At 70.1% G+C, this 15,595-nt stretch carries 12 protein-coding genes and 1 pseudogene; 7 read left to right on the plus strand and 6 right to left on the minus strand.

Annotated features, from left to right (window positions below):
• The first annotated feature begins 61 nt into the window (after positions 1–61).
• From icmF to tpx, 3 genes are read left to right on the plus strand one after another with little or no spacing between them, the layout of a single operon-like run.
• Positions 62–3,241, plus strand: coding sequence for a fused isobutyryl-CoA mutase/GTPase IcmF (gene icmF / locus ACIBI5_RS32015; protein WP_397252463.1), 3,180 nt, complete (start codon positions 62–64; stop codon positions 3,239–3,241).
• Positions 3,242–3,271: 30 nt separating this feature from the next.
• The gene (locus tag ACIBI5_RS32020) at positions 3,272–5,005 is read left to right on the plus strand and encodes a pyruvate dehydrogenase (protein ID WP_397252464.1); all 1,734 of its coding nucleotides are present in this window, start codon (positions 3,272–3,274) and stop codon (positions 5,003–5,005) included.
• Positions 5,006–5,041: 36 nt separating this feature from the next.
• Positions 5,042–5,542, plus strand: a complete 501-nt coding sequence (gene tpx, locus ACIBI5_RS32025; protein ID WP_397252465.1) for a thiol peroxidase — start codon at positions 5,042–5,044, stop codon at positions 5,540–5,542.
• A 3-nt stretch (positions 5,543–5,545) separates the two neighbouring features.
• On the opposite strand, the gene ACIBI5_RS32030 is transcribed toward tpx, so the two are convergent.
• Positions 5,546–6,337 carry an SAM-dependent methyltransferase gene (locus tag ACIBI5_RS32030; protein WP_397252466.1) on the minus strand — a complete coding sequence of 264 codons (792 nt, stop codon included), beginning with the start codon at positions 6,335–6,337 and terminating at the stop codon, positions 5,546–5,548.
• Positions 6,338–6,477: 140 nt separating this feature from the next.
• Between ACIBI5_RS32030 and ACIBI5_RS32035 the strand changes: the two genes are divergently transcribed.
• Positions 6,478–7,239 (plus strand): helical backbone metal receptor, encoded by a 762-nt coding sequence (locus ACIBI5_RS32035; protein WP_397252564.1) that lies wholly within the window; start codon positions 6,478–6,480, stop codon positions 7,237–7,239.
• Here the strand turns inward: ACIBI5_RS32035 and ACIBI5_RS32040 are convergent.
• The 5 genes from ACIBI5_RS32040 to ACIBI5_RS32060 all read right to left on the minus strand — a co-directional run bounded on the left by ACIBI5_RS32040 (position 7,236) and on the right by ACIBI5_RS32060 (position 12,486).
• A complete protein-coding gene (locus tag ACIBI5_RS32040; RefSeq protein ID WP_397252467.1) occupies positions 7,236–8,396 on the minus strand; it encodes an ROK family transcriptional regulator in 1,161 nt (386 codons plus the stop codon). The two genes, ACIBI5_RS32035 and ACIBI5_RS32040, sit on opposite strands and share 4 nt — an antisense overlap.
• Before the next feature lie 3 nt (positions 8,397–8,399).
• Positions 8,400–9,245 carry a carbohydrate ABC transporter permease gene (locus tag ACIBI5_RS32045; RefSeq protein ID WP_397252468.1) on the minus strand — a complete coding sequence of 282 codons (846 nt, stop codon included), beginning with the start codon at positions 9,243–9,245 and terminating at the stop codon, positions 8,400–8,402.
• Complete coding sequence (locus ACIBI5_RS32050) at positions 9,232–10,140, minus strand: carbohydrate ABC transporter permease (RefSeq protein ID WP_397252469.1); 909 nt, start codon at positions 10,138–10,140, stop codon at positions 9,232–9,234. The genes ACIBI5_RS32045 and ACIBI5_RS32050 overlap by 14 nt, the downstream gene beginning before the upstream one ends.
• The gene (locus tag ACIBI5_RS32055) at positions 10,137–11,510 is read right to left on the minus strand and encodes an ABC transporter substrate-binding protein (protein WP_397252470.1); all 1,374 of its coding nucleotides are present in this window, start codon (positions 11,508–11,510) and stop codon (positions 10,137–10,139) included. The genes ACIBI5_RS32050 and ACIBI5_RS32055 overlap by 4 nt, the downstream gene beginning before the upstream one ends.
• Positions 11,511–11,598: 88 nt before the next feature.
• A complete protein-coding gene (locus ACIBI5_RS32060; RefSeq protein WP_397252471.1) occupies positions 11,599–12,486 on the minus strand; it encodes a sugar phosphate isomerase/epimerase family protein in 888 nt (295 codons plus the stop codon).
• 191 nt (positions 12,487–12,677) lie between these two features.
• Here ACIBI5_RS32060 and ACIBI5_RS32065 point away from each other — a divergent pair, with 191 nt between their 5' ends.
• From ACIBI5_RS32065 to ACIBI5_RS32075, 3 genes and pseudogenes are all read left to right on the plus strand, one after another.
• Positions 12,678–13,634: a zinc-binding alcohol dehydrogenase gene (locus tag ACIBI5_RS32065; protein ID WP_397252472.1), complete on the plus strand. Its 957-nt coding sequence runs from the start codon at positions 12,678–12,680 to the stop codon at positions 13,632–13,634.
• Positions 13,631–14,416 carry a sugar phosphate isomerase/epimerase family protein gene (locus ACIBI5_RS32070; RefSeq protein WP_397094851.1) on the plus strand — a complete coding sequence of 262 codons (786 nt, stop codon included), beginning with the start codon at positions 13,631–13,633 and terminating at the stop codon, positions 14,414–14,416. The genes ACIBI5_RS32065 and ACIBI5_RS32070 overlap by 4 nt, the downstream gene beginning before the upstream one ends.
• 50 nt (positions 14,417–14,466) lie before the next feature.
• Positions 14,467–15,588, plus strand: a pseudogene (locus tag ACIBI5_RS32075) (MGH1-like glycoside hydrolase domain-containing protein); the annotation flags it as partial.
• Positions 15,589–15,595 lie beyond the last annotated feature (7 nt).

Raw genomic sequence — 15,595 nt, forward strand, 5'->3', positions numbered from 1 at the left:
GCATTTAGTAGGACGTCCTAGTAGTTTGTAGGTGAGGCCCCTCACGAAGGAGTGATCTGGCGTGCACGTTCCGGCCCACCCTGTTCGATTCGTGACCGCGGCGGCGTTGTTCGACGGCCACGACGCCGCGATCAACATCATGCGCCGCATCCTGCAGACCCAGGGCGCGGAAGTGATCCACCTCGGCCACAACCGCTCGGTGGACGAGGTCGTCACCGCCGCCATCCAGGAGGACGTCCAGGGCGTCGCCATCAGCTCCTACCAGGGCGGTCACGTCGAGTTCTTCTCCTATCTCGTCGAGCTGCTGCGCGAGCGCGGCGCCGGGCACGTCAAGGTGTACGGCGGAGGCGGCGGCGTCATCGTCCAGGACGAGATCGACCTGCTCCACTCCCGCGGCGTCACCCGCATCTTCTCGCCCGAGGACGGCCAGCGGCTCGGCTTGCCCGGCATGATCAACAAGCTGATCGAGGAGTGCGACGTCGAGCTCGGCGGCGCCCCCTCGACCGAGGCGGTGCTCTCCGGCGACCAGGCCGCCCTCGCCAGGGCGATCACGCTGATCGAGTCGGGGCGCGCCGAGGAGGAGCTCCTCGCGGGCATCCGCGGCGCCCAGCGCCACGCCCCGGTGCTCGGCATCACCGGCACCGGCGGCTCCGGCAAGTCCTCGCTGACCGACGAGCTGGTCCGCCGCCTGCGCGTGGACAACGACGACAAGCTGCGCATCGCCGTCATCGCGATCGACCCGACCCGCAGGCGCGGCGGCGGCGCCCTGCTCGGCGACCGCATCAGGATGAACAGCCTGGGCGCCCAGACCTTCTTCCGCTCCCTGGCCACGCGCGGCGCGGTCGCCGAGGTCCCCGAGCACCTGGACGACGTGATCGCCGCCTGCCGGGCGGCCGGCTACGACCTGGTGATCGTGGAGACGCCCGGCATCGGCCAGGGCGACGCCGGCATCGTCCCCCACGTCGACGTGCCCATCTACGTGATGACGCCCGAGTTCGGCGCGGCCTCCCAGCTGGAGAAGATCGACATGCTCGACTTCGCCGAGGCCGTGGCCATCAACAAGTACGAGCGCCGCGGCGCCGAGGACGCCCTGCGCGACGTGCGCCGCCAGATCGTGCGCAACCGCGAGGCCTTCGGCGTCAAGCCGGAGGACATGCCCGTCTTCGGCACCATCGCCGCCCGCTACAACGACGCCGGCGTCACCGCCCTCTACCAGCACGTCAAGGAACTGCTGGCCGAGAAGGGCCTGCAGGCGGGACCGGGGCTGCTGGCCAGGGTCCAGGGCCGCACCTCGCAGGTGTCGGCGGCGATCGTCCCGCCCGCGCGGGTGCGCTACCTGGCCGAGATCGCCGAGGGCGTGCGCGCCTACCACGCCGAGACCCTGGCCCAGATGGACGTGGCCCGCCGCCGTCAGCAGCTCGCCGCCGTCCGCGACATGCTGGGAGAGGACGCCTCCCGCCTGGACGAGCTGCTCGGCCGCGCCGAGTCCGACCTGTCGGCCGAGTCCCGCGCCCTGCTCGCCGACTGGCCCGCCACCAAGGAGGCCTACCGGGCCGACGAGCTCGTGGTGAAGGTCCGCGACAAGGAACTGCACACGCCGCTCTGGCGCGAGACGCTGTCGGGCAACCGGATCCCCCGCGTGGCCCTGCCGCGCTTCGAGGACCACGCCGAGCTGCTGCGCTTCCTCAGGAGCGAGAACCTGCCCGGCCGCTTCCCGTTCACCGCGGGCGTCTTCCCGTTCAAGCGCGACGACGAGGACCCCACCCGGATGTTCGCGGGAGAGGGCGACCCGTTCCGCACCAACCGGCGCTTCAAGCTGCTGTCGGAGGGCCAGCCGGCCACCCGCCTGTCGACGGCGTTCGACTCGGTGACCCTGTACGGCCACGACCCCGACCTGCGCCCGGACATCTACGGCAAGGTCGGCACCAGCGGTGTGTCCATCGCGACCCTGGACGACATGAAGGTGCTCTACGACGGCTTCGACCTGGCCGCCCCGAACACCTCCGTCTCCATGACCATCAACGGCCCCGCCCCGACGATCCTGGCCTTCTTCCTCAACGCCGCCATGGACCAGGCCCTGGAGCGCGACCCCGACGCGGACCCGGACGCGGTGAGAGCCGCCACCCTGGCCAAGGTGCGGGGGACCGTACAGGCGGACATCCTCAAGGAGGACCAGGGCCAGAACACCTGCATCTTCTCCACGGAGTTCTCGCTGCGGATGATGGCCGACATCCAGGAGTGGTTCATCCAGAACCAGGTGCGGAACTTCTACTCCGTCTCCATCTCCGGCTACCACATCGCCGAGGCCGGGGCGAACCCGATCAGCCAGCTCGCCTTCACCTTGGCCAACGGCTTCACCTACGTCGAGGCGTACCTGGCGCGCGGGATGAACGTGGACGACTTCGCGCCGAACCTGTCGTTCTTCTTCTCCAACGGGATGGATCCCGAGTACTCGGTGCTCGGGCGCGTGGCCCGCCGCATCTGGGCGGTGGCGATGAGGGAGAGGTACGGCGCGGGCGAGCGTTCCCAGAAGCTCAAGTACCACGTCCAGACCTCGGGCCGGTCCCTGCACGCCCAGGAGATGAACTTCAACGACATCCGCACCACGCTGCAGGCCCTGATCGCCATCTACGACAACTGCAACAGCCTGCACACCAACGCCTACGACGAGGCGGTGACGACGCCGTCGGCCGAGTCGGTGCGCCGCGCGATGGCCGTCCAGCTGATCATCAACCGCGAGTGGGGCCTGGCGCGCAACGAGAACCCGGTGCAGGGCGCGTTCATCATCGACGAACTCACCGACCTGGTCGAGGAGGCGGTGCTGCGGGAGTTCGAGCGGCTGTCGGACCGCGGCGGCGTCCTGGGCGCGATGGAGACCGGCTACCAGCGCGGCAAGATCCAGGACGAGTCGATGCTCTACGAGACCCGCAAGCACGACGGCTCGCTGCCGCTCATCGGCGTCAACACCTTCCGCAACGGCGACGACGGCGGGGAGCCGCACAAGAAGCTGGAGCTCGCCCGCGGCACGGAGGAGGAGAAGCGCTCGCAGCTCGACCGGCTGCACGCCTTCCACGAGCGCAACCGCGCCGAGGCCCCCGCGGCCCTGGCGAGGCTGCGCGAGGCGGCGATGTCGGACGGCAACGCCTTCGCGGCGCTGATGGAGGCGGCCCGGGTGTGCTCGCTGGGCCAGATCACCGACGCGCTGTTCGAGGCGGGCGGGCAGTACCGGCGCAACGTTTAGGTCGTCCCTAACCAGGTCATGGTTCGGGGCATGACGACCCTTGCCGAGCAGTTCGTACAGGTCTTGATTCAGGCCGGCGTGGAACGGGTCTACGGGGTCGTGGGCGACAGTCTCAACCCCATCGTGGACGCGATCAGGCGCTCCGGCTCCATCGAATGGGCACACGTGCGCAATGAGGAGGCCGGGGCGTTCGCCGCCGCCGCCGAGGCCCAGGTGACCGGGCGGCTGGCGGTGTGCGCCGGCAGCTGCGGCCCCGGCAACACCCACCTGATCCAGGGCCTGTACGACGCCCAGCGCAGCGGCGCGCCCGTGCTCGCGCTGGCCTCGCACATCCCGAGCACGCACATCGGCACCGGCTACTTCCAGGAGACCCATCCGGAGCGGCTGTTCACCGAGTGCAGCGTCTACTGCGAGGCGATCAACTGGCCGGCCCAGATGCCGACGGTGCTGCGCAGCGCGATCCAGCACGCGATCGGGCTCGGCGGCGTCGGCGTCGTCGTGCTGCCCGGCGACGTGGCCCATCAGAAGGCGGCAGCCCCGGTCGGGCGGCACGACATGCTGGTGCGGCGCGGCGTCGTGCATCCGCCGGCCGACCAGGTCGCCCAGCTCGCCGGCGCGCTCAACGCGGCCGAGAAGGTCACGCTGTTCTGCGGCGCGGGCGTGCGCGGCGCCCACGACGAGGTCATGTCGCTGGCCGCGCGACTGAACGCGCCCGTCGGCCACGCCCTGCGCGGCAAGGAGTGGATCCAGTACGACAACCCGTTCGACGTCGGCATGAGCGGCCTGCTCGGGTACGGCGCCTGCTACGAGGCGATGAGCGAGGCCGACCTGGTGGTGCTCGTCGGCACCGACTTCCCCTACACCGACTTCCTGCCGGGCACGAAGACCGTGCAGATCGACGCCGACCCGGCGGTGTTCGGCCGGCGGACGCCGCTGGACCTGGCCGTGCACGGCGACGTGGCCACGACGCTGCGGGCCGTACTGCCGAAGGTGGAGCAGAAGAGCGACCGGCGCTTCCTCGGCAAGATGCTGCGCGAGCACTGCAAGAAGCTGGAGCACGTGGTCGAGGCCTACACGCGCGACATCAAGGACAGGGCGCCCATCCACCCCGAGTACGCGGCGAGCATCCTGGACGAGGTGGCCGCCGACGACGCGGTCTTCACCGTGGACACCGGCATGTGCAACGTCTGGGCGGCCCGCTACCTCACCCCGAACGGCCGGCGGCGGGTGATCGGCTCCTTCAAGCACGGCTCGATGGCCAACGCGCTGCCGCACGCCATCGGCGCCGCCTTCGCCGACCGCGGCCGCCAGGTCGTCTCCATGTCCGGCGACGGCGGGCTGGCCATGCTGCTCGGCGAGCTGATCACGGTCAAGCTGCACGACCTGCCGGTCAAGACGGTGGTGTTCAACAACTCCTCGCTCGGCATGGTGAAGCTGGAGATGCTCGTGGACGGCCTGCCCGACTTCGGCACCGACCACGAGCAGGTGTCCTACGCGGCGGTGGCGGCGGCCGTCGGCATCCCGTCGGTCACGGTGACCAGGCCGGGGGAGATCCGCGAGGCGCTGGCGAAGGCGTTCGCCGCCGACGGCCCCTACCTCGTGGACCTGATCACCGACCCGGACGCGCTGTCGATCCCGCCGAAGGTCTCGGCCGAGCAGATGAAGGGGTTCGCGCTGGCCGCCGGGAAGATCGTCCTGTCCGGCGGGGTCGGCAGGATGGTGGACATGGCCAGGTCGAACCTGCGCAATGTGAAGGGCATATGATCGCCTGCTGGGGAGCACAGCTAACTGGAGGTTTTCATGTCCGAGATCACGTTCAAGGGCAACCCGGTCACGGTCGGCGGCACGTTCCCGCGGCCCGGTGACAGCGCGCCCGGCTTCACGCTGGTGGCCAAGGACCTGTCCGACGTCTCGCTGGCCGACTACGGCGACAAGTACAAGGTCCTCAACATCTTCCCGAGCATCGACACCGGGGTCTGCGCGGCGTCGGTGCGGCGGTTCAACGAGGTGGCCGCCGACCACCCCGACGCCGTCGTCCTGTGCGTCTCGGCCGACCTGCCGTTCGCGCAGGGCCGCTTCTGCGGCGCCGAGGGCCTCGACAAGGTGGTGACGCTCTCGCTGATGCGCGGCAGGGAGTTCCTGAGCGACTACGGCGTGGCGCAGGAGAGCGGCCCGCTGGCCGGACTCGCGGCCCGCGCGGTCGTCGTGCTCGACGGCGAGAACAAGGTCGTCCACTCCGAGCTGGTCCCGGAGATCGTGCAGGAGCCCGACTACGAGGGCGCGCTCAAGGCACTCAAGTAGAAGTCAGGTCTTCCGGCCGATTCCGCAGAGGATGAGCGACTTCTCCGGCTGCCCGGGGAAGTCGATCATGTCGGTGTCGTCGGGACGCCATTCCGGCAGCCAGACGACGCCCGGCTCCTCCAGCGCGAAGCCGTCGAACATGGCCGCGATCTCGTCCCTGCTGCGCAGCGTCAGCGGGCTGGCGGAGTTCTGGTAGACCTCGGTGCCCTTGGTCACCGCCGCCGCGCGGGCGTCGCTGGTGCCGTGGGACAGGACCAGGAAGCTGCCGGGCGCCATCGCGTCCCTGAGCGTGGCGATGATCCGGCCCGGGTCTTCGGAGCGGGCGACGAAGTGCAGGACCGCCACGAGCAGGATGCCGACCGGGCGGTCGAAGTCGATGCCGAGCTCGCCGTCCTTGAGTATCTCCTCGGGATGGCGCAGGTCGCCCTGGACCACGGAGGTGTCGCTGTCGAGTGCCAGCAGCGCCCTGGCGTGAACGAGCACGACCGGGTCGTTGTCCACGTACGCCACCCGTGCGCCGGGCGGCGCGACCTCGTGCACGTTGCCCTGCGTGGGCAGGCCGGTGCCGATGTCCAGGAACTGCGTGATCCCCTGCCCCGACAGGTGTCTCACCGCACGTCCCAGGAAGGCGCGGTTGGCGCGGGCGGCGGCCCTCAGCTCGGGCGCCACCCGTAAGATCTTCTCCGCCGCCGCCCGATCGGCCGGGAAGTTGTCCTTGCCGCCCAGGTAGTAGTCGTACAGCCGGGCGGCGTTGGGCTTGTTCGGATCGAAGCCCCTCGAACTCCTCTGGTCCAACCGGTGATCCCCCGATCACAAATAGTCGGCCTTTGCTGCGATCCTACGTATTCGACCCGTGACGTGGCGCGAGATCGGCCATAACGTCCGGGAGGGGATCACCGTGCTATGGGACGGCGTGCGGGATACTTGGCCGTGTGCTGAGCGACGACACCGGAGCCCCCTCGGCGGTGCCCGACCAGGTGCGGCGGATCGTCTCGCTGGTCCCCTCGCTGACCGAGTCGGTCGCGGCCACGGTGCCCGATGCGCTGGTCGGCGCGACCGACTGGTGCTCGCATCCGGCGGACCTCGACGTGACCCGCGTACGCGGCACCAAGAACCCCGACCTCGACGCCATCGTGCGGCTGCGGCCCGACGTGGTCCTCGCCAACTTCGAGGAGAACCGCGAGCAGGACATCCTGGCGCTGCGAGAGGCCGGGATCCCGGTCTGGGGCACGGTGATCAGGACGGTGGAGGAGGCGTTCACCTCGCTGGCCAGGATGTTCGAGCTGGCCTGCCGTACTCCGGCGCCGCCCTGGCTGGGCGCGGCACGGGCCGCCTGGGACCTGCCGGAGCCCGCCGTACGCGCGAGCGCCGTCGTGCCGATCTGGCGGCGGCCGTGGATGGTCGTGGGCAGCGGCACCTTCACCGGTGACGTGCTGCGGCGCCTCGGCGTCGACAACCTCTACGAGGGGCACGCCGAGCGCTATCCCAAGATCCCCCTGCCCGACCTGCTCGCCGCCGCCCCCGACCTGGTCGTGCTGCCCGACGAGCCCTACGCCTTCTCCGCCGGCGACGGGCCCGAGGCCTTTCCCGGGCTGCCCTGCGCGCTGGTGAGCGGGCGCCTGCTCACGTGGTACGGGCCGTCGCTGGCCGTCGCCCCCGCCCTGCTGGGCGAGGCGCTGGGCCGTACCGCGACCTAGGCGCGATCGGCCAGCCGGGGCCCCTCCAGCGCGGCGTCCACGGCGTCAGGGGACAGGACGTGCTCCGTCACGATCACCGCCGTGCCCACGATGCCCGCACGCGCGCCGAGCACACTCGTCACGATATCGAGATTGCGGGTCGTGTACGGCAGGCTCCGCCGGTAGACGCTCTCCCTGATGCCCGTCAGGTAGTGCTCCCGGGTCTCGGCCATGTCACCGGCCAGCACCAGCACCCCCGGGTTGAGCAGGCTCACCGCCGTGGCCAGCACGATCCCCAGCGTACGGCCGGCCTCCTGGGTACGCGCGATGGCCGTGGGGTCGCCGGCCTGCACCAGCCGGACGACGTCGCGGCTCGAGGCCTGCCCGAGGTCCACGGCGAGCGCGTGGCCGCTGGCCAGCGAGGCGACGCAGCCGCGTGAGCCGCAGGTGCAGACCCGGTCGTCGCTGTCGCGCAGCCGTACGTGGCCGAGGTTGCCCGCGGCCGCCTCCACGCCCCGGTAGATCTGGCCGTCGATGACGATGCCCGCCCCGATCCCGGTGGAGACCTTGATGAGCAGCAGCGAGGGCGTCTCGCGCCAGTGCGTCCACCATTCGCCGAGCGCCATCGCCTTGGCGTCGTTCTCCACCAGGATCGGCACGTCGAAGCCGGCGCCGATGGCCTGGGCGATCGGGTACTCGTCCCAGCCGGGCATCAGGAACGACCTGACGGCCCGGCCGGAGGCGTGGTCGACGGAGCCGGGCAGGTCGACGCCGATGCCGCAGACCCGGTCGCGGGCGTGCCCGGTCCGGTCGAGCAGACGCTGGAAGGCCTGGCGGACCCAGGTCAGGACGGGTTCGGGGCCGAGCTCGATGCGGATCTCGGTGTGCTCCTCGGCCAGCGGGCGGGCGGCGAGGTCGGTCAGCGCCACGCGGGCGTGGCCGGCGCCGAGGTCGGCCACGAGGGCGAACCGGTTGGTGGAGTCGATGTCGAGCACCGACGGCGGCCGTCCGCCGCCGGAGATGGCGACGCCGGACTCGTGGATGTATCCGGCCTCGATGAGCCGGTCGACCCGGTCGGTGATCGTCGAGCGGGACAGGCCGGTGAACTCGATGAGTTCCTTGCGCGTTCGGCAGGAGCCGTTCCTGATGAGCTGGAGCACCTGCCCTGCCGTGAGCATGGCCTATCCCTTCTCCGCCCCGGCGGTGAGCCCTTCGGTCAGCAGCCGCTCGCTGGCGAAGAAGACGATCACGATGGGCAGCGTCAGAACCACCGATCCTGCCATGAGAACCGTGGTCGGGATCTCGATACTGCCCGCCAGCTGGGAGAGCCCGAGGGAGACCGTCCATCTCTCCCGCCGCTCGACCAGGAAGAGCAGGGCGAACAAGAACTCGTTCCAGGCGATCATGAAGGCGTACAGTCCGGTCGCCATGAGCGCCGGCTTGGACAGCGGCAGCACCACCCGCCAGATGGTCTCCACCCGGGAGCAGCCGTCGATGGCCGCCGCCTCCTCGACGCTCCGCGGGACGGTCTCGAAGTAGTTGCGCAGCATGTACACGGTGACCGGGACGGTCTGGGCGATGTAGACGAGGATCAGACCGGCCAGTGAGCCGCGCAGGCCCATCATCGTGAACAGGACGAACAGCGGGATGGCCAGCACGATGGCGGGGAAGAGGTAGACGGCCAGGAACAGGAAGTGCACCTGCCGGCGGCCGAAGAAGCGCAGCCGGGCGACGGCGTAGGCGCCCGGGACGGAGATCAGCAGGGTGACCGCCACCGAGGAGACGGCGATGATCGCGCTGTTGCCCATGAAGGTCAGGAAGCCCTGCCGGGTCAGGACGTCGGCGTAGGTGCTCAGGGTGAAGGCGTCCGGCCAGAGCGATCCTGGTTCGAGTATCAGTTCCTGGATGTCGCGTACCGACAGCATCACCATGTAGAGGAACGGGAACGCGGTGATCACGAACAGGAAGGCGATCACCAGCGGCCTCAGCGCGCGAAGCAGCGCGCGCTCGAACCTATCCCTGCTCACGCGCACCTCCGGAGAAGAAGCGCAGGTAGATCACCAGGAAGACGACGAGCACCACGGCCAGCACGATGGCCTGCGCGGCCGAGGCGCCGATGTCGTCGCGCGCGGTCAGGAAGTTGTAGACGCGCACCGAGACCACCTCGGTGCCCGCGCCGCCGCCGGTCAGCAGGTAGACGTCGTCGAACTTGGTGAAGGTGAAGACGAAGCGCAGCACCGACAGCAGGGCGATGATCCGCCAGAGCTGCGGCATGATCACATAGCGGAAGCGCTGCGTGGGCGTGGCCCCGTCGACCACGGCCGCCTCGTCCAGCTCCTTGGGCAGCGCCTGCAGCCGGGCCAGGATGAACAGGAAGGCGAAGGGGAAGTACCGCCAGGCCTCGAAGGCGATCACCGTCAGCAGCGCCACCGGGACCTCGATGCCCAGGAAGGTGCCGCGGGCCTGCGACAGGAAGGCGATCGGCTCGTTCAGCCAGGTGTTGACGATGCCGTACTGCGGGTTCAGCATCACCTCCCACAGGAAGGCCACGGCCACCACGGGCGCCACGTACGGAACCAGGATCGAGGCCCTGACCAGTGTCCGCCCGGGGAACCTGTCCCGGAGCGCGAGCGCGGCCGCCAGCCCGACGGCGATCGACAGCGCCGTGCCGGCGACCGTGTAGACGAGCGTGTTGACCAGCGCCGACCAGAAGCCCGGCTCGGAGATCACATAAGTGAAGTTCTCCAGCGTGTAGTGGCCGAAGATCCCGACCCGCCTGATGTTGATCAGCCGGACGTCCTGGAAGGCCAGCATGACCGCCCACAGCAGCGGCGCCACGACCACGACCAGCGTGACCACCAGCGTGGGCGAGATCAGCGCGAGCCCGGCCCTGCCCTCCTGCTGCCGGAGCGTCCCCCTCACTGACGGATCCCGCGTTTGATGCCCTCCACGTCCGCCTTGGCCTGCGCCGCCGCGGCCTCGGGCGTCAGTGAGCCCTCGACGATCCCGCTCAGCGCCTTGGGCACCGGCAGCTCGCCCATCGTGACGCCGACCAGCTTGCCCTGCCCCTGCGGGATGCCCCAGCGGCCGAAGGTGTCGGGGCTCTTGCGCAGCGCCTCCAGCGTCGCGGCCGGGTACAGCTCGGCCAGCGGCTTCTTGGTGTCCACCCCGGCGGGCAGCTTGGCCCACGCGCCGGCGAACTCCGGCCGGGTGGGGAACTTGCCCTCGGGCGCCATGCCCATCCAGCGCTCGTAGCCCTCGTTCATCAGGTACGCGACGAACCTGGCCGCCGAGTCCTTGGCGGCGTCGCGGGTGACGGCCCAGGAGACGATCTCGCCGTACTGCGCGGGCGCGGCGCCGTCCGGGCCCTTCAGCGCGGTCACCACGCCGGTGTTCGCGGCCAGCCACTCCTTGTCGGTACGGCACGCCGCACAGGAAGGCAGCGCATCGTTCCGCAGCCCGGCCATCTCGTCGAGGATGAACGACGACCAGATCATCATGGCCGCCTTGCCGGAGAAGTACGCGGCCCGGGTCGAGTCGACGTCCTGCTTGCCCTTGACCGAGTACTGCTTGGCCAGCGTGGAGTAGAACGTGAAGGCCCGCACGCAGTTGGGTGAGGCCAGGGCCACGTTGCCCGAGCCGTCCACCAGCTCGCAGCCGTTGGCCAGAGCCACGTGCTCGAAGCTCTGGGCGGTGAAGGAGTCCTTGGGCGCGACCGCCAGCGTGATGCCGGCCACGTCGGGGCCGTGCAGCTTGGCGGCGGCGGCCTGCAGCCGCTCGTAGGTGTCCGGCGGCTCCAGCCCCGCCTTCTCGAACAGGTCCTTGCGGTAGAGGATGAGCTGGGCCCATCCGTCGCTGGGCACGGCCAGCAGCTTGCCGTCGGCGGTGTTGAGGTCGAGCGCCCGCTTGGAGAAGGTGGCGCGGCCGAGCTGGTCGACGACCTTGGCCGGCGTCTCGGTGTCGAGAAGGTCGTTGGCCTCCATCTCGCGTACCGCCGCCAGGGGGAGTGCGCCGATCACGTCGGGCAGGTCGCCGGCGGCGGCGGCCGCGGTCAGCGTCTGGCTGAACTGGTCCTCGGCCACCGGCACCAGCTTGACCTTGATCTTGGTCTTCCGCGTGAACTCGTCGGCGATCGTGGTTTGGACGTCCATCCGGTCCGGGAGGTTCTCCTCGGTCCAGACGGTGATCTCCGCGGCGGCGGCGGGCCGGCTGTCCCCGCCGCCGTCCCCGCAGGCGGTCATGGCCGCGACCAGCGCGGCGGCGCTGAGAACGGCGGTTGCCTTTCCTGGCATGGCACGCTCCTCGGTCTGCACCCGGCGCTCCGAGCAGCCCGACGCCAGGTCTCCGGCAAGGCCCCCGCGAAAAGGGGTTGGGCCGCCTTTACCCCGTGATGAGCGGCCGCAACGTGTGATAGGCGATACCGAGACCGGTCCGGACCCTCGCCGGGTCGCCACTCCACACCGGATCCTCGTGCTCTACCGACACCACCCCGTCGTACCCGCCTTCCTGAAGTGCGTCAATGACCCGGGTCCAGTCGACCTGCCCGCGGCCGGGAACCCGGAAGCGGTACCAGCCCTTCTCGCCGCCGATCGGGCCGTGGAACCCGGTGTGGTCGATCCGGCCGCCGAGTATCTCGGTGTCCTTGGCCTGGACGTGCGCGATCTCCGAGACGTACGGCCGCGCCGCCGCCACCGGGTCGATGCCCAGCGCCACCAGGTGTGAGGGGTCGTAGTTGAGCTTGAGCCCGAGCCCGAACATCCACTCCCACAGCTCGGGCGAGTAGGCCAGGTTGCCCGGGTACCCGTCGGGGTGCCAGCTCTTCATGACGCAGTTCTCGATGACGAGATCGACCCCGTGCCCCTTGGCGTGCTCGACCAGCGGGCCGAAAACGTCCTCGGCCTTCTTGAGGTTGTCGTGCACCGTCATTCCGGCGTCGCGGCCGACGAAGGTGCCCACGGTCGGGCAGCCGAGCGCGGCCGCGGCCTCGACGCAGTGCCGCACGTGCGCGTTCACCTGCGGCCCTTCGGTTGGGTGCAGGTTGTTCTCGTAGTAGGCGATCGAGGAAAGGGCGAGTCCGGTGTCCGCGAAGATTCGCCTGACCCGCTCGTATTCGATCTCATCGAAACGCTCTACTCTGATGTGATTTCGGTCATCCGTTGCCGGCCATCCGGCTACTTCCAGGGCTTCGAATCCCTGGTCGACGGCCCAGCGTGCGATGTCGGAAAGGTTGCTTTCCGGAAGACACGCTGTTAGGAACCCCAATTTCATCGGCTACCTCCAACAAAAGTCGTAGACTTACGAGTGCTGATTACACAACTATCGCGTGCAAACAAGCACTAAACCTGTGACTTTTGTTTGATCAAAAAGCGTAAGTGTGGGGAATGCACGTCATCACCATTCAAGGGCCAGGTGCTGTCCGCGTCAGTCTGGAGCCAACCGGTGAGCTGGAGCCGGGCTGCGTGCGGGTCCGCACGATCTACTCAGGTGTCTCGGCGGGGACGGAACTCACCGCCTACCGCGGCACCAACCCGTATCTCACGAAAAAGTGGGATACCGAACAGCGGCTGTTCGTCGAGGGCCGGACACACGCCTACCCGCTGACCGGCTGGGGCTACCAGGAGGTCGGCGAGGTCGTCGAGGCCGCTCCCGACGTACGCGAGCCGGTGGTGGGCGGCGTCGTCTGGGGCATCTGGGGCCACCGCGAGGAGGCCGTCGTGCCCGCCGAGCGGCTCGCCGGGCACCTCATGCCGCCCGGCACGGACCCGCTGACCGGCGTCTTCGCCCGCGTCGGCGCCATCGCGCTCAACGCCGTCCACGCCGCGGACCTGCACCTGGGCGACCAGGTCGCGATCTTCGGCCAGGGTGTCATCGGCCTGCTCGCCACCCGCCTCGCCGTGCTCAGCGGCGCCCGCGTGGTCGCCGCCGACGCCATCCCCGAACGGCTCGAACTCGCCCGGCGCTTCGGCGCCGCCGAGACCTACGACGTGCGCGAGGGCTCGGTCGCCGAGTTCATCCGCAAGCGCGTCGTGGGCGCCGACGCCGCCATCGAGCTCAGCGGCAGCCATACCGGCCTGCACGAGGCCATCAGGACCGTCCGCAGGGGCGGCAGGGTCGTCGCGGCCGGGTTCTACCAGGGAGACGGGCTCGGGCTGCGGCTCGGCGAGGAGTTCCACCACAACCAGGTGCAGCTCGTCTCCTCGCAGATCGGCGGCGTGGCCGCGTGGCTGGCGCACCGATGGGACGTGGAACGGCTCCAGCGCACGTTCATGGAGCTCGTCCACCGCGGCGAAGTCCCTGCTGGAGACCTGGTCAGCCATGTCATGGACGCCGCCCAGGCGGCCGAGGCCTTCGAGCTGATCGACCGCCGCCCGTCGGAGGTGCTCCAACTCGTCTTCAAGTTCAAGGAGCCAGCGTGAAGCTTGCCGTACAGGAGCAGCTGCTGCCGGGACGCACCCTGCAGGAGAAGTTCGCCTTCGCGGTCGATGCCGGATTCGACGCGATCGAGCTGCGGGGGAAGGGCGACTTCCACTTCGCCGGGCGGCTGACCGAGCTGAAGCGGGCGCTCGCCGACGGCGTGGTCATGCCGACCGTCTGCGTGGACATGCCGCACTTCATCGGCGACTTCGACGCCGCCAAGCGCACCGACGCCATCCAGCAGTTGCGCTCCCAGCTCACGGTCATCGCCGAGCTGGGCGGGATCGGGGTCATGACGCCCGCCTCGTGGGGGCAGTTCTCGCGGCGGCTGCCGCCGTTCGAGCCGCCGCGCAGCCCCGGGGAGGACCGCGAGGTGCTGGCCGAGGCGCTCGGGGTGCTCGGCGAGCACGCGCAGCGCAACGGCGTGCTGATCATGCTGGAGCCGCTCAACCGCTACGAGAACCACATGGTCAACACCCTGGCCGAGGCGGTGTCCTACTGCTCCATGGACGCGATCAAGGTCGTCGGCGACACGTACCACATGAACATCGAGGAGGACGATCCCTGCCGCTCGCTGGTGGAGGCCGCGCCCTACCTCGCGCACATGCAGATCAGCGAGTCCAACAGGAACCAGCCCGGCACCGGGCACCTCGACTGGGGTTCCCAGCTGGCCGCGCTGGACGCCACCGGGTACGAGGGCTACCTGGCGCTGGAGTGCCGGCTTCGCGGTGAGCCGGAGATCGTGCTGCCGCAGACGGCGGCGTTCGTCAGGAAGTTCCTGTGATCCGCGAGGCGGTACGCGTCCTGGTCGCCAACTGGGACGGCAGTTACACCGTGCCCTCGCGGCGGCTCTACCCGCACCAGTGGAGCTGGGACTCGGCCTTCGTCGCGATCGGCAACGCCCGCTGGTCGCCGCGGCGGGCCAGGTCCGAGCTGCTGTCGCTGTTCGGCGCGCAGTGGCGCGACGGGCGGGTGCCGCACATCGTCTTCAACCCGGAGGTGCCCGACGGCTCCTACTTCCCGGGCCCCGACGTCTGGGAGGTCCGCGCGCCCTCCGGCTCGGCCACCTCGGGCATCGTGCAGCCGCCGGTTCACGCGCTGGCCGCCTGGCGGGTCCACCTGGCCGATCCCGATCCCGCCTTCCTGCGCCGCATCTACCCGCGGCTCGTGGCCCAGCAGCGGTTTCTGCGTACCGCGCGCCGCTCGGCGGACGGCCTGATCTCGATCGTGCACCCGTGGGAGTCCGGCATGGACAACAGCCCCGCCTGGGACGTGCCGCTGGCCGCCGTCCAGGCCGGGCCCATGGGCGCGCGGCGCAGGGACCTCGCCCACGTCAGCGCCGACGAGCGGCCCACCGACCGCGACTACGAGCGCTACACCGCGCTGGCCCGCGCCTACCGCGACACCGGCTATCGCAGAGCGGGCGCGTTCGCGGTCGAGGATCCGCTGTTCAACGCCGCGTACGGCGTCGCCGAGACGTCACTGGCCCGCATCGCCAAGGCGATCGGCCTCGACCCCGACCCGCACCACCGCGAGGCCGCCGAGATCACCGCGGCCATGGTCGCCCACCTCTACGACGACGGCCTGTTCCACGCCCGCGACGCGAGCACCGGCTGCCCGATCCGCTCCCAGAGCGCCGCCGGGCTCGTCCCGCTCATGCTGCCCGACCTGCCGCGCGAGATCGCCCACGCGCTCATCGGCACCGCGCTCGACCGCTTCGAGATCAAGAACGGGCTGCTGCCCAGCTACGCCCCCGGCGCCCCCGAGTTCGACCCGGCCCGCTACTGGCGCGGGCCGAGCTGGCTCAACCTGACCTGGCTGGTCTGGCAGGGGCTGCGGCACCGCCGGCCCGACCTGGCCGAGGCGCTGGCCGACGGCATGGTCGGCGCGGTGGCCCGGTCGGGCTTTCGCGAGTACTTCGACCCGTTCACCCGCGCCGGGCACGGCTGCCGCGACTTCAGCT

It is taken from the genome of Nonomuraea sp. NPDC050540 (assembly GCF_044457485.1).
Taxonomy (GTDB): domain Bacteria; phylum Actinomycetota; class Actinomycetes; order Streptosporangiales; family Streptosporangiaceae; genus Nonomuraea.

Bases quoted from the DNA above. Each gene is read 5' to 3' on its own strand.
- ACIBI5_RS32040 (WP_397252467.1), bottom strand. From the start codon at position 8,396: ATGCTCACGGCAGGGCAGGTGCTCCAGCTCATCAGGAACGGCTCCTGC.
- ACIBI5_RS32020 (WP_397252464.1), top strand. From the start codon at position 3,272: ATGACGACCCTTGCCGAGCAGTTCGTACAGGTCTTGATTCAGGCCGGC.
- tpx (WP_397252465.1), top strand. From the start codon at position 5,042: ATGTCCGAGATCACGTTCAAGGGCAACCCGGTCACGGTCGGCGGCACG.
- ACIBI5_RS32060 (WP_397252471.1), bottom strand. From the start codon at position 12,486: ATGAAATTGGGGTTCCTAACAGCGTGTCTTCCGGAAAGCAACCTTTCC.
- ACIBI5_RS32055 (WP_397252470.1), bottom strand. From the start codon at position 11,510: ATGCCAGGAAAGGCAACCGCCGTTCTCAGCGCCGCCGCGCTGGTCGCG.